The organism is Streptomyces sp. NPDC025618 (assembly GCF_055558795.1).
This window is the reverse complement of the sequence record NZ_JBVHLW010000054.1, coordinates 16,521-34,108: the sequence shown is the minus strand read 5'-3', so window position 1 is coordinate 34,108 and position 17,588 is coordinate 16,521. Positions and strand designations below refer to the sequence as shown.

Here is a 17,588-nt window from a genome sequence, read left to right as displayed (position 1 = left end):
GGAAATAAACGGGAACGACACCCCCCCCTTCCCCCCCATCTTTTTTTTCAGGGGTGGGGGGTGGTGGGGGGGGCAAGCTTTCGGTGCGCCCCGTGCCCCCCCCCGCGGGGAGGAAGGCGAGGGGGTCGGCCTCGACGTCGAGGCAGCCGCGGCTGCCGCAGTGGCAGGGCAGGCCGACGGGGTTGACGGTGAGGTGCCCCACCTCCAGGGCGAGGCCCGAACTGCCGGTGTGCGGGCGCCCGTCGAGGACGAGGGCGCCTCCGACGCCCCGGTGGCCGGTGGCGACGCACAGCAGGTCCTTGGCACCGCGCCCGGCGCCGTGGCGGTGTTCGGCGAGGGCGGCGAGGTTGACGTCGTTGCCGGTGACACCGGCGGCGGGGGCGGCTCCGGCGGCGGGGGCGGCTCCGGCGCCGGGGATCCCCGCCGTGGCGAGGGCCTCGGAGAAGAGGTCGCGGACCGGTGCCCCGGCCGGCCAGGACAGGTGCAGCGGGTTGAGTGCCGTGCCCTCCGGTTCGGCGACGGCCGAGGGGACGGCGAGTCCGGCGCCGAGGCAGCGGCGGCCCGTCTCGCGCAGCAGCCCGGCACCGGCCTCGACGACGGCGCCGATGATGTGCGACGGGTCCGCGGGCACGGTCATGCAGCCGGGCGCGGTGGCGATCATCCGGCCGCCGAGCCCGACGAGCGCGGCACGGAAGCCGTCGGCGTGGATCTGGGCGGCGAGGACGACGGGCCCGTCGGGGGCGATGGCGAGCCGGTGCGAGGGCCGCCCCTGGGACCCGGCGGCCGCGCCGGGCCGCGCGTCGACCTCGATCAGGCCGAGGGCCTCCAGCTCGGCTGCGACGGCCCCGGCGGTCGCGCGGGTCACGCCGAGCTCGGCGGTGAGCACGGCGCGGGTGGGGGCGCGGCCGGTATGGACGAGCTCCAAGGCCGGGCCGAGGGCACCACGGCCCCGTTCCAAACGTGTTGTCCGAGTCTGGGTCACGCCCCTATTCTGACTTTGTGCCGACGCTGAACAAAATACGGACCGCCATTCGGGGCCCGCAGGCCCCGATACCCGTCGACCCTGCCCTGCGCAGCCTCCGTACCGCCCTGACCCTCTTCTTCGCTCTCGACGGCCTGCTCTTCGCGGGCTGGGTCGTCCGCATCCCCGCCATCAAGGAGCAGACCAGCGCCTCCGCGGGCGCTCTCGGACTGGCCCTGCTCGGGGTCTCCGCCGGTGCCGTCGCGACCATGACCGTGACCGGCCGGCTGTGCCACAAGTTCGGCAGCCATCCGGTGACGGTCGCCGCCGGCGTGCTCATGTCCCTGGGCATCGCCCTGCCGCCGCTCACCCACTCGGCGCTCTCCCTCGGGCTGGTGCTCCTCGTCTTCGGCGCGGCCTACGGCGGCATCAACGTCGCCATGAACAGCGCGGCCGTCGACCTCGTCGCGGCACTGCGCAGGCCCGTGATGCCCAGCTTCCACGCCGCGTTCAGCCTCGGCGGGATGCTGGGCGCGGGGCTCGGCGGACTGGTCGCGGGACACCTGTCCGCCACCAGCCACCTGCTGCTCCTGACCGTGATCGGGCTGGTCATCAGCGCGGTCGCGGGACGCGCGCTCCTCGCCCACCCGGCGCCGCGCCCCGAGCCGCGCACCCCGGCCGCCACGGCCGGCTCTGGCACCGGCACCGGCAGGGGACGGCGGCTGGTCGTCGTCTTCGGCCTGATCGCGCTGTGCGACGCCTACGGCGAGGGCGCGCTCGCGGACTGGGGCGCGCTCCACCTCCACCAGGATCTCGACGCCCGGCCGGGCGTCGCGGCCGTCGGCTACTCCGTCTTCGCGCTCACCATGACGCTGGGGCGCCTGTCGGGCAGCGTGCTCCTCGAACGCCTCGGACAGACCAGGACGTTGGTCGCGGGCGGTGCGGCCGCCGCCGCCGGCATGCTGCTCGGTTCACTGGCCCCGACGGTCTGGGCCGCCCTGCTGGGCTTCGCCGTCACCGGGTTCGGCCTCGCCAACATCTTCCCGGTCGCCATCGGCCGGGCCGGGGAACTCGCCGGTCCCGGCGGCGTCGCCACCGCCTCCACGTTCGGCTACGGCGGCATGCTGCTCGGGCCTCCGGCGATCGGCTTCCTCGCCGAGACCTGGTCCCTGCCGCTCGCGCTGACCACGGTCGCCGCACTCGCCGCGATGGCCGCGGTGATCGCGTACGGAACACGGAACGTGGTACGCGCCGCCGCTCGGTGACCCGGGAAGCGTTGTCAGTGGTCGCTGACACAATCCGAAGGAGAGGCGTCCGGGAAGCCGGACGGGACCGCCGTCGAGGGGTGACGCGGGCCGTCCGGGAGGCGAAAGGCGGGGTGGGCATGAGCGGAACGCGGCAAGAGTGGCGGTGCGCCGGGCTGCGCTGGGCACCCTCCGGGCCGTCGCTGGCCTGGCTGCACCCGGCCCACGGGCTGCGCTCCTCTCCCTTGCCTCCGGGGCGGCCGCTGGCGTTCACGACCGGTGCCGCACGGCGGTGCGTCGGAGTGCGCAGGGGCACCCGGCACACTCCGTGCCCGGCGGGCGCCGAAGTGCCCACGGCAGCGGTCTCGGCGCAGTGCCCCGAGTGCGCGCGGCTGGACCGCTCGCACTCCGTGGCCGCCGACACCGCTGTCGACGACCCCCGGCCGTACGACGTCTACCTGGCGTGGTTCGGCCCCGGCGTGATCAAGGTCGGGATCACGGCCGCCGAGCGCGAAGGCGTCCGGCTGCTCGAACAGGCCGCGCTGTCCTACGCCCTGCTCGGGCGTGGCCCGTTGATGGCCGCCCGCCGGGCGGAGGCCGTGCTGGGCGCGGCGCTCGCGGTCCCGGACCGCTTCCCGTACGCGGCCAAGCGCGCCGCCCGCCATCCGGTGCCGCCCCGCGAGCAGCGGGTGGCGGAGCTGGCCGCGCTGCACGAGCGGGCCCGCACGCTCGGCACCCTGCCGGAGTCCCTGGCCGTCCGGGCCTTCGCGCCGGTGCACCACGACGAGATGTTCCGTCTCGACCGCGTCGGCCCAGACCCTCGTCTGGTGGAGCTGTCCGCGGGGCGCACGCTGTCGGGCGAGGTCGCCGCGGTGGCCGGCCCGGACGTGTATCTGGAGACGGCGGACGGGCGGCTCCTGTTGGCGGACGCCCGGCGGCTCGCGGGCTGGCCGCTGCTGGCGGCGGCTGCCGGAGCGAGGACGACGGTGTCCGTACGCATACCGGAGCCGGCCGGTCCGCAGTCGCTCTTCTGACGTCCTCTCTCAGCTTCTGACGTTTTCGCGTCAGCTTCTGATGTCCTCGTGTCAGCCCAGCCAGCCGGGCCGGACGAGGCCGGACTCGTAGGCGAGGACGACCAGTTGGGCCCGGTCCCGCGCCCCCAGCTTGACCATGGCACGGCTGACGTGTGTCTTGGCGGTGAGGGGGCTGACGACGAGACGACGGGCGATCTCGTCGTTGGACAGGCCGATCCCGACGAGCGTCATCACCTCGCGCTCGCGGTCCGTCAGCTCCGCGAGGGCGTCGGCGGCAGCGGGTTCCTTGGAGCGGGCGGCGAATTCGGCGATGAGGCGGCGCGTCACGCCCGGCGAGAGCAGCGCGTCACCGGCGACCACGGCCCGCACGGCACGGAGCAGTTCGTCCGGTTCGGTGTCCTTCACGAGAAAGCCGGAGGCGCCGGAGCGGATCGCCTCGAAGACGTATTCGTCCAGCTCGAAGGTGGTCAGCATGATGACCTTCACGTCCGCCAGGTGCGGGTCCTCGGTGATCCGGCGGGTGGCGGCGAGCCCGTCGAGAGCGGGCATCCGGATGTCCATGAGGACGGTGTCGGGGCGCAGTTCGCGGACCAGCGCCAGGGCCTGCGATCCGTCCGACGCCTCACCGACGACGGTGATGTCGGGCTGCGCGTCGAGCAGGGCGCGGAATCCGGCGCGCACGAGCAGCTGGTCGTCGGCGAGCAGGACGCGGATGGGTGCCGCTCGGTCGCTCACGGCTTCTCCTGGGGCGGGGTGGTGAGGGGCAGTCGGACGCTGACGCGGAAGCCGCCGCCGGGCCGGGGGCCCGCCTCGACCGCACCACCGAGGGCGGCGGCCCGCTCCCGCATGCCCACCAGCCCCCTGCCGCTGCTGGGGAGCGCGGCCCCGGTGGCGGGGCCGTCGTCGTCGACGCGCAGCAGGAGCGCGTCGGGACGGTAGGCCAGCAGCACCCGGGCCGTGCGGGAGCCCGAGTGGCGGACGATGTTGGTGAGGGCCTCCTGGACGATCCGGAAGGCGGCGAGGTCGGCACCGGGTGGCAGGGCGATGCGCGGGCCCTCGGTGGTGATGTCCACGGCGAGCCCGGCGCCGGCCGCCTGTTCGGCCAGCTCGGGCAGGCGGTCGAGGCCGGGGGCGGGCGAGCGGGGCGCGTCGCCGGGGGTACGCAGGGTGTCGAGGACCTGCCGGACCTCGCCGAGCGCCTCCTTGCTGGCGGCCTTGATGGTGGTGAGCGCCGTGCGGGCCTGTTCGGGGTGCTCGTCGAGCAGGGCGAGACCGACGCCGGCCTGGACGTTGATGACGGAGATGCTGTGGGCGAGCACGTCGTGCAGTTCGCGGGCGATGCGCAGTCGCTCCTCGTCGGCCCGGCGGCGCTCAGCCGCGGCCCGCTCGACGCGGTCGCGGACCCACTGCTCGCGGCGCAGCCGGACCAGTTCGGAGCCGACGAGCACGGCCACGGCCCAGGCGGTGGGCGCCCACTCCTCGTTCCAGGCGGCCGGCCCGTCGCCGCCGGGCGGCAGCCAGCGGTAGAGCCAGTGGGCGATGAGGAGGTGACCGGACCACAGCAGGCCGACCGCGCTCCAGGCAGCGCGGCGGTGTCCGGCGACGATCGCGGTGAAGCAGGCGATGACGACGCTGAGGAAGACGGGGCTGTAGGGGTAGCCGCCACCGAGGTAGAGCAGGGTGACGGCGCATGTGCCGAAGACGGCGGCGCGCGGGTGGCGGTGGCGGATCAGCAGGAAGGCGGGTCCGGCGGCGAGCAGGACCTTCGCGAAGGAGTCGAGCGGCGCCCGGTCGGGCTGGTCCAGCGCGGCGTAGTGCCCGCCGATCTGCTGGAACACCGCGACGGCGAGGGTGGACGGCCACGGCGGGCGCCGCGTCGAGCGGGCGAACCAGCGCTCCCAGGGCAGTCCCCCGCCGCGCTCCCGCGCCCGCGGCGCCCGTCCTTCACTGCCCATACGGCCAAGCTAGTCGGCGGCGGGGCGGACGGCGTCAGCCGCGCGTGGTAGCCGTGTCTGCTTCCTGGGGAGTAGTGAGCCCGACCTGGTGGGCCAGGCCACGGACGGCGTGCGCGAAGAACGCGTCCCGGGCCTCGACGACCTGGTCGAACTGGCCGAAGAGCTCGAAGCCGATCAGCCCGAAGAGCTGGGCCCAGGCAGCGACGAGCGCGGCGGTCGCCGGCGCGGGGAGCCCCGGGGCGAACTCCGCGGCCAGCCGCTCGACATCGGTGTGCACGGTGCGGGGCAGGGGGTCGACGGGCGGGGTGACGAGCCTGCCGCCGGCGTGGGCCTCGCGGGCGATGGAGAGCAGGGTGAGCGCGACCCGGCCGGCCGGCTCGACGGTGGTCAGGGGGGCGGTGTAGCCGGGGACGGGTGAGCCGTAGATCAGCGCGTATTCGTGCGGGTGGGCGAGGGCCCAGGTGCGGACAGCCCGGCAGACGGCGGTCCAGCGCGCGGTCGGATCCTCGCTGTCGACGGCGGCGAGGGCGGTCTCGGCGGCGGTGCCCACCGCGTTGTACGCGTCCACGATGAGGGCGGTCAGCAGGTCGTCGCGGCTGGGGAAGTAGCGGTAGAGCGCGGAGGAGACCATGCCGAGCTCGCGGGCGACGGCGCGCAGGGACAGTTTGGCCGCGCCGTCCCGTGCGAGCTGCAGGCGCGCCTCGTCCTTGATGGCGGCGGTGATTTCGCTGCGGGCCCGCTCTCTGGCCCCTCGGATCGCACTCATGAGGCCCAGTCTGCCAGTCGGCGGGAGCAACAGCCAGAAACGAGAGCAGTGCTCTTGCGCTGCCGCGAGAAAGCGCGCACACTGATCTCAAGCGAGAGCACTGCTCTCTGGGCGGAAACCGGAAAATCGGGGGTGTCCCATGGCGCACTACATCAAGCCCGGACGGCTGGAAGCGCGGCTCGTCCACGGCACGATCGGCTGGCTGGCGCGGCGAGGTCTGAGCCTGGCGGGAACGGCGGAGCTGTCGGTACGGGGGCGCAGCAGCGGCGAGTGGCGGCCGGTCCCGGTCAACCCGCTCGACGCGGAGGGAGGGCGCTTCCTCGTCTCGGCGCGCGGCGACGGGCAGTGGGTGCGCAATCTCCGGGCCGCGGGCGGCGGACGGCTGCGCGTCGGGCGCACCACTCAGCCCTTCACGGCGGTGGAGGTGGCCGACGAGGAGAAAGTCCCGCTGCTGCGGGCCTATTTGAGCCGCTGGGGCTGGGAGGTGGGCCGGTTCTTCGACGGAGTGACCGCGAAATCGCCCGACGAGGAACTGCGGCGGATCGCCTCGCTGCACCCGGTCTTCCGGATATCGACGACGCCGGGGGCGGCCGCGCAGGGCTGAGGGGGCAGGCGTGCGGGCCGACGACGCGCCACCGGCGGCTCACGCGGAGGGCGCACCACGCAGGCCGATGGGGAGCGGACCATGCGCGCGTCCGGAGCGGCCAGCCACTGCCCGCCCTCGAAACCCGGTGAGAATGCCGCCGGGCGGGCCGGGCCGACGGCCGGCCCGGCTCACCGTCCGAGCACTCAGCGGGCGTTCGCGGCCTCGGCGCGGTCCACCGAGGACAGGACGCGGCGGGCCACCGGGTGCGTCCGTACGATCTCGGCGAGCGTGGTCGTGCCACGCGTGATCTTCGCGAACGCCTGCCATGCCGGGCGGAAGCCCGTTATGGCGGCGTGGACGAGGCCGGGGCGCCGCTTGTAGAGGGCGAGCATCCGGCGCCCGACCCCCATCTCCACGCCCAGGCCCGCCTTGATGGCGAAGGCGTAGTTGAGCGCCTGGCGACGGGCGTCGACCGCGTCCTGCGCCTCGCCGATGCGTACGGCCCACTCCCCCGCCAGGCGGCCCGAGCGCAGGGCGAAGGAGATGCCTTCGCGGGTCCACGGCTCCAGCAGTCCGGCCGCGTCACCGCACACGATCACCCGGCCGCGGGAGAGCGGCGAGTCGTCCGAGCGGCAGCGGGTGAGATGGCCGGAGGAGATGCTCGGCTCGAAACCCGCCAGGCCGAGGCGGGCGATGAAGTCCTCCAGATAGCGCTTGGTGCCCGAGCCGTCGCCCCGCTCCGAGATCACTCCCACCGTCAGGGTGTCGCCCTTGGGGAAGACCCAGCCGTAACTGCCCGGGATCGGGCCCCAGTCGATGAGCACCCGGCCCGCCCAGTCCTCGGCGACCGTCGGGGGCACCGGGATCTCGGCCTCCAGACCGAGGTCGACCTGGTCGAGCTTGACCCCCACATGAGCCCCTATGCGCCCCGCGCTGCCGTCGGCGCCGACGACCGCGCGGGCCAGGACGGTCTGCCCGTCGCCGAGCACGACGGCGACGGTGCGCCGGTCGGGCACCGCCGGGCCGTGCTGCTCGACACGGGAGACGGTCACGCCCGTGCGCACCTCGGCGCCCGCGCGCTGCGCGGCCTCGACCAGACCCGCGTCGAACTCGGGCCGGTTGATGAGCCCGAAGAGCATCCGCTTGGAGCGGCGGGTGCGCGAGAGCTTCCCGTTCAAGGAGAAGGTGACAGCATGCACACGCTCGCGCAGCGGCAGTTCGAAGCCCGGCGGCAGCGCGTCCCGCGAGGGGCCGATGATGCCTCCGCCGCAGGTCTTGTAGCGAGGCAGTTCGGCCTTCTCCAGGAGGAGGACGCGGCGGCCCGCCGAAGCGGCCGCGTGGGCCGCGGAAGCCCCCGCGGGTCCCGCGCCCACCACTACGACATCCCACACCGGCCCCTGGCCCTCGGCCGCGTCCCGCCCCGCGTCCTGGGCTGCGTTGTCGCTGCTCACCTGTGCTGTTACTCCCGCTCGATCACCGGTTTCGGCTACCGCCCGCATCCTACGGCCCGCCGCCCGTCCGCCCCGCCCCGGGAAGGCCGCGGGCAGGGCGCGGGGCGGCCATGGGAGGATCGGCAGCGCAATCGCCTGTATGTACGGCTAACGCCGTGCCCCCAAGGAGCGTTCCATGGAGCAGCCCTCGTCCTCTCGGCCCCAGCCGGATCCGGCCGCGCTGGCGGCGACCGTCGCCTCACTCCAGCCCCGTGCCAGGGCCGAGCTGACCGAGCTGGTGGCCTTCAAGTCGGTCGCGGACGAGGCGCAGTTCCCGCGCAGCGAGTGCGAGGCCGCGGCGAACTGGGTGGCCGACGCCCTGCGCGCCGAGGGCCTGGAGGACGTGGCGCTCCTCGACACCCCCGACGGCACCCAGTCCGTCTACGGCTGCCTGCCGGGCCCGGCGGGCGCGCCCGTCGTCCTGCTCTACGCGCACTACGACGTGCAGCCGCCACTGGACGAGGACGCCTGGCTCTCGCCGCCGTTCGAGCTGACCGAGCGCGACGGGCGCTGGTACGGGCGCGGTACCGCGGACTGCAAGGGCGGTGTGGTCATGCACCTCACCGCGCTGCGGGCGCTGAAGGCGCACGGCGGTGTCCCGGTCACCGTGAAGGTGATCGTCGAGGGCTCGGAGGAGCAGGGCACCGGCGGCCTGGAGCGGTATGCGGAGGCGCACCCGGAGCTGCTGGCCGCCGACGCCGTCGTCATCGGCGACGCGGGCAACTTCCGGGTGGGCCTGCCGACCGTCACGGCGACGCTGCGCGGCTTGTCGACCCTGGTGGTCCAGGTGGACACGCTGGAGGGCAATCTGCACTCCGGCCAGTTCGGCGGGGCGGCCCCCGACGCGCTGGCGGCACTGATCCGCGTCCTGGACTCGCTGCGTGCCGAGGACGGCTCGACCGTCATCAACGGCCTGGACGCACAGGCGCGCTGGGAGGGACTGCAGTATCCGGAGGAGGACTTCCGCAAGGACGCCAAGGTCCTCGACGGCGTGCGGCTGACCGGTTCCGGCACGGTGGCCGACCGGCTCTGGGCCCGCCCGGCCGTCACGGTCCTGGGCATCGACTGCCCGCCGGTGATCGGCGCCACGTCGTCCGTCCAGGCGAGCGCCAAGGCGCTGGTGAACCTGCGGGTCCCGCCGGGCACGGACGAGGCCGCGGCCACGAAGCTGCTGACCGCCCATCTGGTCGCGGCCGCGCCGTGGGGGGCGCGGGTCTCGGTGGAGCAGGTCGGCCACGGCCAGCCGTTCCGTGCCGACACCGAGAGCCCGGCGTACGCGTCGATGGCCGAGGCGATGCGCGTCGCCTACCCGGGCGAGGAGATGCAGATCTCCGGCATGGGCGGCTCGATCCCGCTGTGCAACACCCTCACCTCCCTCTACCCGGAGGCGGAGATGCTGCTGATCGGGCTGAGCGAGCCGGATGCCCAGATCCACGCGGTGAACGAGAGCGTCTCCCCGGAGGAGCTGGAGCGGCTCTCGCTGGCCGAGGCCCTGTTCCTCGTCAACTACGCGGCCGGCAAGCGCTGACGGCACGGCGGCCCATGGGCTGTCAGCCGACCGGGACGCCCGCTTCGAGGTTGAGCGGGCGTCCCTGTTCACGGGCACGCAGGGCCCAGCGGAGTCTGGTCAGCCGTACGGGCGGCAGCAGGGCCGCCGCCTCGCTCTCGGTGACGAAGCGCCAGCCGCGCAGTTCGGAGCCGGGTAACAGGAGCCGGTGCGCGTCGTCCTCCGTGAGCCGCCCTCCGTCGAAGAGGAACCGCAGGCCGCCGTAGCCGGGCGGCTTGGGCGGCTCCCAGTCGATGACCAGCAGGCGTGGCACCTCGGGGAGTTCGATGCCGATCTCCTCGGCCACCTCGCGCATCCCGGCCCGGGCGGGCGCCTCGCCGGGTTCGACGACCCCGCCGGGGAACTCCCAGCCCGGTTTGTAGGTGGGGTCGACGAGGAGCACACGGTCCTCCTCGTCGAAGAGCAGGACCCCGGCGGCGAGGGTCTCGGCCGTGGGCTCGGGGGTCTGGACGATCGTACAGACGCCGGCGGTTCCGGTGCGTACGGCCTCCGCGACCCGCTCGGCGACCTCGCGCGGTGTCAGGCCGCCGGTGTCCACGGCGAAGGTGTCGGCGCGGAGCCAGGGCAGCGCCGCACGGTAGGGGGCGATGTGGTCCAGCGCCCAGCGCCGGACGCTCTCGCTGCGCTCGGGGTCGTTCTCGTACTCCTCACGGTTCGCGATACGCGCTCGCAGTATCGTTTCGTCGAGCGTCAGCAGCACATGCCGGACGGGAATGCGTCGGGAGGCGAGGGCGCCGAAGATCTCGTCCCGGTAGTCCTGCCGCAGCAGGGTCATGGGCACCACGAGCACCCCGCCGACCTCGGCGAGCAGGGCCGCCGCGGCGTCGGCGACCAGCCGCCGCCAGATCGGCAGGTCCTGGAAGTCGCCGACCTCGCCCATCCTCTTCGGCGGCATCAGACAGCGCAGTGCTCCGCCGATCACTTCAGGGTCGTAGAGGGTGCTGTCGGGAATCAGCTCGGTCAGCTCTCTCGCCGTGCTGGTCTTCCCCGTACTGAACGCGCCATTCAGCCAGACGATCACGGTTCCCCCTTCTCCGTTGACCCCTGTGAAGTGCCCGCAACACCTTGCCACGGAAACGCGTGCGAGGGGCATGGCGCGCCACCCGTTCGACGGCTCGTCGGTGACGGCCGGATTCCGCCTGCTGCGCCCCGTCCACAGCCGGCACGGTCGCCGGTTCACGTCCCTTGCGCGGCCCCTCCGCCGGGACCGCTTCCGGCGCATACCCCCGCGCCGGGCTTCCACCCGCGCGGGCGTCAGCGTCCCGACGGCGGCGCCCAGAGCCCCAGTTCGCGCGCCGCGGCGGACGCCGCGCCGACCAGCCCGGCGTCGGATCCGAGCCGGGCCGGGAGCACCTCGACCCCCGAGGCGAAGGACAGCGTCGCGTAGTCCCGCAGGCGCTCACGGAGCGGGCCGAAGAGGATGTCCCCCGCCCCGGCGACACCGCCGCCTATGACGGCCACCTCGATCTCGACCAGGGTGGCGGTCGCCGCGATGCCCGCGGCCAGGGCCTGCGCGGCGCGCGCGAAGGAGGCGAGGGCCACCGCGTCCCCGGCCCGGGCGGCCACCGCTACGGCGGCCGCGCTGCGGTCGCCGCCCGGGCCCGGGCGCCAGCCCCTGTCGAGCGCGCGGCGGGCGATGTTGGGGCCGCTCGCGATGCGTTCGACACAGCCGCGCGCGCCGCAGGGGCAGGCGTCGCCGTCGAGGTCGACGCTGATGTGTCCGATGTGGCCCGCGTTGCCCGTGGGCCCGGTGTGGAGGCGGCCATCGAGGACCAGCCCGCCGCCGACGCCCGTGGAGACGACCATGCACAGGGCGTTGGCGCGGCCACGGGCAGCGCCCTGCCAGTGCTCGGCCGCGGTCATGGCGACGCCGTCACCCACCAGCACCACCGGCAGTCCGCCCGCCCGCTCCCGCACCTCGGCGACCAGCGGGAAGTCGCGCCAGCCGGGGACGTTGACCGGGCTGACCGTGCCGCGGGAGGCGTCGACGGGACCGGCGCTGCCGATGCCGACCGCCAGGACCCGCGGCCACCCGGGCGCGCGTACGAGCTCGTCCAGCACCTCCGCCACGGCGCCCATCACCGCCGTGGCGGCCTCCCCCGCGGGCGTCGGCCGCTGGGCGCGGACGAGCAGGCGCCCGTTGTCGTCCACCAGCGCGCCCGCGATCTTGGTACCGCCGATGTCGAGAGCCGCGACGAGGCCGGAGCGGTCGATGTGCATTTGGTGCGGTATCTCCTGGTCCACGGGCGCCGAAAGGGTGTGCGGTCGCCAGTCTCCCCAGAGTTGACAACGTTGTCCAGGCTCTATGCTCGACGTCACCCCCACGCATCGACGCCCGCCGTGACACACAAAGCTGACACACAAAGGAACGAGCCATCGTGGCCCAGACCAGCCCGCAGTACCGCTACGGCAACCGCCCGACCATGAAGGACGTGGCGGCGCGCGCGGGGGTCGGTCTCAAGACCGTCTCGCGGGTGGTGAACGGCGAGCCGGGCGTCACCCCGGACACCGAACGGCGCGTGCAGGACGCCATCACGGCGCTCGGCTTCCGCCGCAACGACAGCGCCCGCATCCTCCGCAAGGGCCGTACGGCGTCCATCGGGCTCGTGCTCGAAGACCTCGCCGACCCCTTCTACGCGCCGCTCAACCGCGCCGTGGAGGAGGTGGCCCGCGCCCACGGCGCCCTCCTCATCAACGGTTCCAGCGCCGAGGACCCCGACCGCGAGCGGGAGTTGGCCCTGGCCTTCTGCGCCCGCCGGGTCGACGGCCTCATCGTCATTCCGGCGGGCGACGACCACCGCTACCTGGAACCCGAGATAGCCGCCGGCATCGCCACCGTCTTCGTGGACCGCCCGGCCGGGCGGACGGCCGCCGACGTCGTGCTCTCCGACAGCTTCGGCGGCGCCCGCGACGGCGTCGCCCACCTCGTCGCGCACGGCCACCGGCGTATCGGCTTCATCGGCGACCACGCGCGTATCCACACCGCCACCGAGCGGCTGCGCGGCTACCGCGCCGCCATGCGGGACGCCGGGCTGCCCGTGGACGAGCGGTGGGTCTCGCTCGGCCCCACCGCCCCCGAGCGCGTCCGGGCGGAGGCCGAGACCATGCTGGCCGGACCGCGGCCGGTGACCGCCCTGTTCGCGGGCAACAACCGCGTGACGGTCACGGCCGTGCGCGTCATCGCCGCCGCGCCCCGCCCGGTCGCTCTCGTCGGCTTCGACGACTTCGAGCTCGCCGACCTCCTCTCGCCCGCCGTCACCGTCGTCGCCCAGGACGCGGCACGACTCGGACGCACAGCGGCGGAGCGGCTGTTCCGGCGGCTCGACGGAGTGACGGAAGCCCCGCAGCGGGTGGAGCTCCCCACCCGGCTGATCGTGCGCGGCTCCGGCGAACTCCCGCCTGTCGAAGGCTGATCGCTATACCACCCGGCCCGCCAGCCGGTCGAGGTCCGCGCGCGTCAGCCCGGTCGGTCCGGTGACCTCGGCGCTGTCGATCGCCCCGCAGTCCAGTCCTCGCAGCAGATACCCGCTGAGTGCCCTGGCCGTGGCGGGTTCATCCAGTACGGCACCGCTCACACTCCGCATATATGCGACCAGTCGAGCGGCGGCCTGGTCAAGTCCCTCTCGGTAGAAGGCATACACCGCCGCGTAGCGGGTCGGCAGATGGCCCGGATGCATGTCCCAGCCCTGGTAGTAGGCACGCTCCAGCGCCCGGCGTACGAGTCCGTGGTGCAGCCGCCAGGCGTCGTGCACCTGCCGGGTCGAGCCGACCGGCAGGACGTTCGTCGAACCGTCGGAGAGGCGGACCCCGGTACCGGCGGCCGCGACCTGCATGACGGCCTTGGCGTGATCGGCCACCGGGTGGTCGGGCGACTGCTGTGCCGCGCCCACCCCGCAGGAGGCGCTGTAGTCGAAGGTGCCGTAGTGCAGCGAGGTCGCACGTCCCCCGGCGGCGTCGATCATCCGGGCGACGGTGGCCCGTCCGTCGGCGCCCAGGATCGCCTGGGTGGTCTCGATCTGGATCTCGAAGCGGATGCGCCCGGGCGCGAGGCCCCGCGCCTTCTCGAACTCCTCGGCCAGCCGGACCATCGCCGTGACCTGCTCGGCGTAGGTGACCTTGGGAAGGGTGAGCACCAGCCCCGCGGGCAGCCCGCCGGCCTCCATCAGCCCGGTGAGGAAGATGTCGAGCGTGCGGATGCCGCGGTCGCGCACGGCGGCTTCCATGCACTTCATGCGGATGCCCATGTACGGGGCCGCCATGCCGTCCTCGTACGCCCGCGCCACCACCCGCGCGGCCCGCGCGGCGGCCGCGTCCTCCTCGGCGTCGGGGCGCGGCCCGTAGCCGTCCTCGAAGTCGATGCGCAGGTCCTCCACGGGCTCGCGCTCCAGCTTGGCGCGCACGCGCTCGTACACGGGCCCGGCGAGGCCGCCGGGTATCCCGAGGACGGCGGCGAACGCCGCGGCGTCGGGGGCGTGGGCATCGAGAGCCGCGAGCGCCTTCGCGCCCCAGGAGCGCACGGTGCCGGCGGTGAAGACATCGGCGGGGACGTAGACGGTGTGCACGGGCTGACGGGTGCCGGGGTCGCCGGGATAGCGGCGCGCGAGGTCGGCGTCGACGTCGGCGAGGGAGGCGCCTATGCGCTCCTTCAGGGCCCCGTCGAAGGTTGTCGCGACCGTCCCGTGCTGCCCCATGGCGCCGTCCTCCACTTTTCCGCTGACCGGAATTCACTGTCCGTGCAGCGAAGTTAGCGACGGCCCAGGGGCAAGGTCAACAGCCCCGGCCCGATCGGCACGGTGCCGGGGACGCCGTGAGGCCCCGTACGCGCGGGCGTACGGGGCCTCACGGGCGGACGGGTTCAGCCCTTGCGGGCCGTGACCTCCGCGGTGAGCTGCGGGACGACCTCGAAGAGGTCGCCGACCACGCCGTAGTCGACCAGGTCGAAGATCGGGGCCTCGGCGTCCTTGTTGATGGCGACGATCGTCTTCGAGGTCTGCATGCCGGCCCGGTGCTGGATCGCGCCGGAGATGCCCGCCGCGATGTACAGCTGCGGCGAGACCGACTTGCCGGTCTGGCCGACCTGGTTGGTGTGCGGGTACCAGCCGGCGTCGACGGCGGCGCGCGAGGCGCCGACGGCCGCGCCGAGCGAGTCGGCCAGGCCCTCGATCAGCGAGAAGTTCTCGGCGCCGTTGACACCGCGGCCGCCGGAGACCACGATCGCGGCCTCGGTCAGCTCGGGGCGGCCGGTCGACTCGCGCGGGGTGCGGGAGACGACCTTGGTGCCGGTCGACTTCTCGCCGAAGGAGACGGCCAGCTGCTCGACCGCACCGGCGGCAGCGGCGGCCTCCGGGGCGGCGGAGTTGGGCTTGACGGTGATGACCGGCGTGCCCTTGGTGACGCGGGACTTGGTGGAGTACGAGGCCGCGAAGACGGACTGCGTGGCCACCGGGCCCTCGGCGCCGGCCTCCAGGTCGACGGCGTCGGTGATGATGCCCGAGCCGATACGGACCGCGAGGCGGGCCGCGATCTCCTTGCCCTCGGCGGAGGACGGGACGAGCACGGCGACCGGGGAGACGGCCTTGTACGCGGCCTCCAGGGCGTCGACCTTGGGCGCGACGAGGTAGTCGGCGAACTCGGGCGCGTCGGCCGCGAGGACCTTCACCGCGCCGTACTCGCCGAGCGTCCGCGCGGCGGCGTCGGCACCGGCACCCAGGTGCACGGCGACGGGCTCGCCGAGGCGGCGCGCGAGGGTGAGCAGTTCGAGGGTGGGCTTGCGGACGGCACCGTCCACGTGGTCGACATAGACGAGAACTTCAGCCATGGGATGGGACTCCTGCACAGAAAAGGGGCGGATGACGGTTCGTGCGGACTGACGGAAGCTCAGCCGCGGTGGGGACCGGAAGCCTTCGCGGACGCGCCGCGGGACCCGGAGCCGCCGCTAGATGAACTTCTGGCCCGCGAGGAACTCGGCGAGCTGCTTGCCGCCCTCGCCCTCGTCCTTGACCACGGTGCCGGCCGTGCGGGCCGGGCGCTCGTTGGCCTCGTCGACCTTGGTCCAGGCGCCTTCGAGACCGACCTCTTCGGCCTCCAGGCCGAGGTCGGACAGGTCCAGGGACTCCACCGGCTTCTTCTTGGCCGCCATGATGCCCTTGAAGGACGGGTAACGGGCCTCGCCGGACTGGTCGGTGACGGACACGACGGCCGGGAGGGACGCCTCCAGCTGCTCGCTCGCGGCGTCACCGTCACGGCGGCCGGTCACCTTGCCGTCGGCCACGGCGACCTCGGACAGCAGGGTCACCTGCGGCACGCCCAGGCGCTCGGCGAGCATGGCCGGGACGACGCCCATGCCACCGTCGGTGGACGCCATGCCGGAGATGACCAGGTCGTAGCCGACGTGCTCGACGGCCTTGGCCAGCACCAGCGACGTGCCGAGCGCGTCGGTGCCGTGCAGGTCGTCGTCCTCGACGTGGACGGCCTTGTGCGCGCCCATGGACAGCGCCTTGCGCAGGGCGTCCTTGGCGTCCTCGGGACCCACGGTCAGCACGGTGATCTCGGCGTCGTCCGCCTCGTCGGCGATCTGCAGCGCCTGCTCGACCGCGTACTCGTCGAGCTCCGAGAGCAGGCCGTCCACGTCGTCACGGTCGACGGTCAGGTCTTCGGCGAAGTGCCGGTCGCCGGTGGCGTCGGGCACGTACTTCACACAGACAACGATCCTCAAGCTCACGCCGGCTCTCCTACTGCATCGTCTCTTCGTAGCTGCCTTGTGCAGGCAGCATAGGCGCCTTGTGGGGCGTATTCCGGTCGGACCGGGCAACGCCCCGAACGGAATGTTACTCGTCAGTACACCCAGCGCGTTCCACGAATGCAAGGCGCGTCAACTGTGATCTGGCCAACGCGCCGGACCAGGGACGTATCAGTCGCGCAGACCGTTGAAGCGCCCCTGGTGGTAGAGCAGCGGGCGGCCCGCCCCCTCGGGGTCGCCGGCGACGACTTCCGCGAGCACCAGACGGTGGTCACCGGCGGGCACCCGGGCGACCACCCGGCACACCAGCCAGGCCAGGACGCCGTCGAGCAGGGGCACGCCCTCGGGGCCGGTCCGCCAGCTGGTGGGCGGCGCGAAGCGGTCGGCGCCGCTGCGCGCGAAGGTGCCGGCCAGCTCCCGCTGGTGCTCGCCGAGTATGTGGACACCGACGTGTTCGGCCTCGGCCAGCACGGGCCAGCTGGAGGAGCCGGTGCCGACACCGAAGGAGACGAGCGGGGGTTCGGCGGCGACGGAGGTGAGCGAGGTGGCGGTGAAGCCGACCGGATGGGTGCCGTGCGCGGTGATCACGGCGACGCCCGAGGCGTGCCGGCGGAACACGGAGCGCAGCAGTTCGGGGTTGGCGAGGCGGGGCGTGCCGAGTCCGGGCGTGGCCGTCATCGATCTGTCCTTCTGGTGGAGGTCCAACCGGGAGCTGTACGGTCTCGGGTGCTCATTGCTCCGGACAGCGCGCGCCGGCCGTCCGGAGCAGATCGACGTACGCGCGTCCATGGAGAAGCAGTCCAGGCCACATCACGTCACATTGACGATCATGTGTGTACACCGTCAAGTGAGGCCGGGGATATGGGAGATGGATCACGGTGCATCACACCAGGGCGCCGAGCGCCGCGATGACATCGGCCTTGCGGGGCTGCCCGGCCGCCCGGCGCGCGACGCGGCCGGACGCGTCGAGGACGAGCACGGTGGGAGTCGCGCTGACACCCAGGGCGCGGACGAGCTCCAGTCTCGCCTCGGCGTCGATCTCGACATGCGCGACGCCCTCGACCATGGCGGCGACCTCCGCCAGGGTCCGTCTGGTCGCCCGGCACGGCTGGCAGAAGGCGCTGGAGAACTGGACGAGGGTGGCCCGCTCCCCCAGCTCCGCACCGAGCACGGCGGCATCCAGCCGCATCACTTCGTCCCGCACCGGCACGCTCGCCCCTCCGCAGTCGTCCGCGTCCGCGGGACC

Annotated in this window: 17 protein-coding genes; 5 read left to right on the top strand and 12 right to left on the bottom strand. The window is 73.7% G+C overall.

What is annotated here, in order from left to right:
• Positions 1-982, bottom strand: a 982-nt coding sequence (locus ACZ4A5_RS28820; RefSeq protein WP_467590483.1) for an ROK family protein, incomplete at its 3' end; no start/stop codon positions are given.
• Between the two features lie 17 nt (positions 983-999).
• On the opposite strand from ACZ4A5_RS28820, the gene ACZ4A5_RS28815 reads away from it, so the two are divergent.
• Both ACZ4A5_RS28815 and ACZ4A5_RS28810 read left to right on the top strand, forming a co-directional pair.
• Positions 1,000-2,226, top strand: a complete 1,227-nt coding sequence (locus tag ACZ4A5_RS28815; protein ID WP_467590480.1) for an MFS transporter — start codon at positions 1,000-1,002, stop codon at positions 2,224-2,226.
• A 119-nt stretch (positions 2,227-2,345) separates the two neighbouring features.
• Entirely contained in the window at positions 2,346-3,239 is an 894-nt protein-coding gene (locus ACZ4A5_RS28810; RefSeq protein WP_467590478.1) for a DUF2797 domain-containing protein, read from the top strand.
• Positions 3,240-3,290: 51 nt separating this feature from the next.
• Here ACZ4A5_RS28810 and ACZ4A5_RS28805 read toward each other — a convergent pair whose 3' ends face one another.
• From ACZ4A5_RS28805 to ACZ4A5_RS28795, 3 genes are read right to left on the bottom strand one after another with little or no spacing between them, the layout of a single operon-like run.
• The gene (locus ACZ4A5_RS28805) at positions 3,291-3,953 is read right to left on the bottom strand and encodes a response regulator (protein WP_398869455.1); all 663 of its coding nucleotides are present in this window, start codon (positions 3,951-3,953) and stop codon (positions 3,291-3,293) included.
• Positions 3,954-3,970: 17 nt separating this feature from the next.
• On the bottom strand, positions 3,971-5,194 hold the full coding sequence (locus ACZ4A5_RS28800; protein WP_467590475.1) for a sensor histidine kinase: 1,224 nt from the start codon (positions 5,192-5,194) through the stop codon (positions 3,971-3,973).
• A 34-nt stretch (positions 5,195-5,228) separates the two neighbouring features.
• Positions 5,229-5,960: a TetR/AcrR family transcriptional regulator gene (locus ACZ4A5_RS28795; RefSeq protein ID WP_467590472.1), complete on the bottom strand. Its 732-nt coding sequence runs from the start codon at positions 5,958-5,960 to the stop codon at positions 5,229-5,231.
• Positions 5,961-6,099: 139 nt separating this feature from the next.
• On the opposite strand from ACZ4A5_RS28795, the gene ACZ4A5_RS28790 reads away from it, so the two are divergent.
• Complete coding sequence (locus tag ACZ4A5_RS28790; protein ID WP_467590469.1) at positions 6,100-6,564, top strand: nitroreductase/quinone reductase family protein; 465 nt, start codon at positions 6,100-6,102, stop codon at positions 6,562-6,564.
• A 185-nt stretch (positions 6,565-6,749) separates the two neighbouring features.
• On the opposite strand, the gene ACZ4A5_RS28785 is transcribed toward ACZ4A5_RS28790, so the two are convergent.
• Complete coding sequence (locus ACZ4A5_RS28785) at positions 6,750-7,997, bottom strand: geranylgeranyl reductase family protein (RefSeq protein ID WP_467590466.1); 1,248 nt, start codon at positions 7,995-7,997, stop codon at positions 6,750-6,752.
• Positions 7,998-8,172: 175 nt separating this feature from the next.
• Here ACZ4A5_RS28785 and ACZ4A5_RS28780 point away from each other — a divergent pair, with 175 nt between their 5' ends.
• Positions 8,173-9,564, top strand: coding sequence for a M20/M25/M40 family metallo-hydrolase (locus ACZ4A5_RS28780; protein WP_467590463.1), 1,392 nt, complete (start codon positions 8,173-8,175; stop codon positions 9,562-9,564).
• A 22-nt stretch (positions 9,565-9,586) separates the two neighbouring features.
• On the opposite strand, the gene ACZ4A5_RS28775 is transcribed toward ACZ4A5_RS28780, so the two are convergent.
• Together ACZ4A5_RS28775 and ACZ4A5_RS28770 are read right to left on the bottom strand one after the other, a co-directional pair.
• Positions 9,587-10,624 carry an NUDIX hydrolase gene (locus ACZ4A5_RS28775; RefSeq protein ID WP_467590460.1) on the bottom strand — a complete coding sequence of 346 codons (1,038 nt, stop codon included), beginning with the start codon at positions 10,622-10,624 and terminating at the stop codon, positions 9,587-9,589.
• A 233-nt stretch (positions 10,625-10,857) separates the two neighbouring features.
• Positions 10,858-11,823: an ROK family protein gene (locus ACZ4A5_RS28770; protein ID WP_467590497.1), complete on the bottom strand. Its 966-nt coding sequence runs from the start codon at positions 11,821-11,823 to the stop codon at positions 10,858-10,860.
• Between the two features lie 203 nt (positions 11,824-12,026).
• Between ACZ4A5_RS28770 and ACZ4A5_RS28765 the strand changes: the two genes are divergently transcribed.
• Positions 12,027-13,016: a LacI family DNA-binding transcriptional regulator gene (locus ACZ4A5_RS28765; RefSeq protein WP_467590494.1), complete on the top strand. Its 990-nt coding sequence runs from the start codon at positions 12,027-12,029 to the stop codon at positions 13,014-13,016.
• Between the two features lie 3 nt (positions 13,017-13,019).
• Here ACZ4A5_RS28765 and ACZ4A5_RS28760 read toward each other — a convergent pair whose 3' ends face one another.
• The 5 genes from ACZ4A5_RS28760 to ACZ4A5_RS28740 all read right to left on the bottom strand — a co-directional run bounded on the left by ACZ4A5_RS28760 (position 13,020) and on the right by ACZ4A5_RS28740 (position 17,531).
• A complete protein-coding gene (locus tag ACZ4A5_RS28760; RefSeq protein ID WP_467590457.1) occupies positions 13,020-14,294 on the bottom strand; it encodes a DUF6986 family protein in 1,275 nt (424 codons plus the stop codon).
• 164 nt (positions 14,295-14,458) lie between these two features.
• Complete coding sequence (locus ACZ4A5_RS28755) at positions 14,459-15,421, bottom strand: electron transfer flavoprotein subunit alpha/FixB family protein (RefSeq protein WP_467590454.1); 963 nt, start codon at positions 15,419-15,421, stop codon at positions 14,459-14,461.
• 117 nt (positions 15,422-15,538) lie between these two features.
• Positions 15,539-16,324, bottom strand: coding sequence for an electron transfer flavoprotein subunit beta/FixA family protein (locus ACZ4A5_RS28750; RefSeq protein ID WP_087924966.1), 786 nt, complete (start codon positions 16,322-16,324; stop codon positions 15,539-15,541).
• A gap of 189 nt (positions 16,325-16,513) precedes the next feature.
• Positions 16,514-17,020: a flavin reductase family protein gene (locus ACZ4A5_RS28745; RefSeq protein WP_467590450.1), complete on the bottom strand. Its 507-nt coding sequence runs from the start codon at positions 17,018-17,020 to the stop codon at positions 16,514-16,516.
• A 205-nt stretch (positions 17,021-17,225) separates the two neighbouring features.
• Positions 17,226-17,531: a TlpA family protein disulfide reductase gene (locus ACZ4A5_RS28740; protein WP_467590492.1), complete on the bottom strand. Its 306-nt coding sequence runs from the start codon at positions 17,529-17,531 to the stop codon at positions 17,226-17,228.
• Between the last annotated feature and the right edge of the window lie 57 nt (positions 17,532-17,588).

Coding starts and splice junctions, on each gene's coding strand:
- ACZ4A5_RS28765 (WP_467590494.1), top strand. CDS start 12,027: ATGAAGGACGTGGCGGCGCGCGCGGGGGTCGGTCTCAAGACCGTCTCG.
- ACZ4A5_RS28745 (WP_467590450.1), bottom strand. CDS start 17,020: ATGACGGCCACGCCCGGACTCGGCACGCCCCGCCTCGCCAACCCCGAA.
- ACZ4A5_RS28795 (WP_467590472.1), bottom strand. CDS start 5,960: ATGAGTGCGATCCGAGGGGCCAGAGAGCGGGCCCGCAGCGAAATCACC.
- ACZ4A5_RS28760 (WP_467590457.1), bottom strand. CDS start 14,294: ATGGGGCAGCACGGGACGGTCGCGACAACCTTCGACGGGGCCCTGAAG.
- ACZ4A5_RS28790 (WP_467590469.1), top strand. CDS start 6,100: ATGGCGCACTACATCAAGCCCGGACGGCTGGAAGCGCGGCTCGTCCAC.
- ACZ4A5_RS28780 (WP_467590463.1), top strand. CDS start 8,173: ATGGAGCAGCCCTCGTCCTCTCGGCCCCAGCCGGATCCGGCCGCGCTG.
- ACZ4A5_RS28740 (WP_467590492.1), bottom strand. CDS start 17,531: ATGCGGCTGGATGCCGCCGTGCTCGGTGCGGAGCTGGGGGAGCGGGCC.
- ACZ4A5_RS28800 (WP_467590475.1), bottom strand. CDS start 5,194: ATGGGCAGTGAAGGACGGGCGCCGCGGGCGCGGGAGCGCGGCGGGGGA.
- ACZ4A5_RS28755 (WP_467590454.1), bottom strand. CDS start 15,421: ATGGCTGAAGTTCTCGTCTATGTCGACCACGTGGACGGTGCCGTCCGC.
- ACZ4A5_RS28770 (WP_467590497.1), bottom strand. CDS start 11,823: ATGCACATCGACCGCTCCGGCCTCGTCGCGGCTCTCGACATCGGCGGT.
- ACZ4A5_RS28810 (WP_467590478.1), top strand. CDS start 2,346: ATGAGCGGAACGCGGCAAGAGTGGCGGTGCGCCGGGCTGCGCTGGGCA.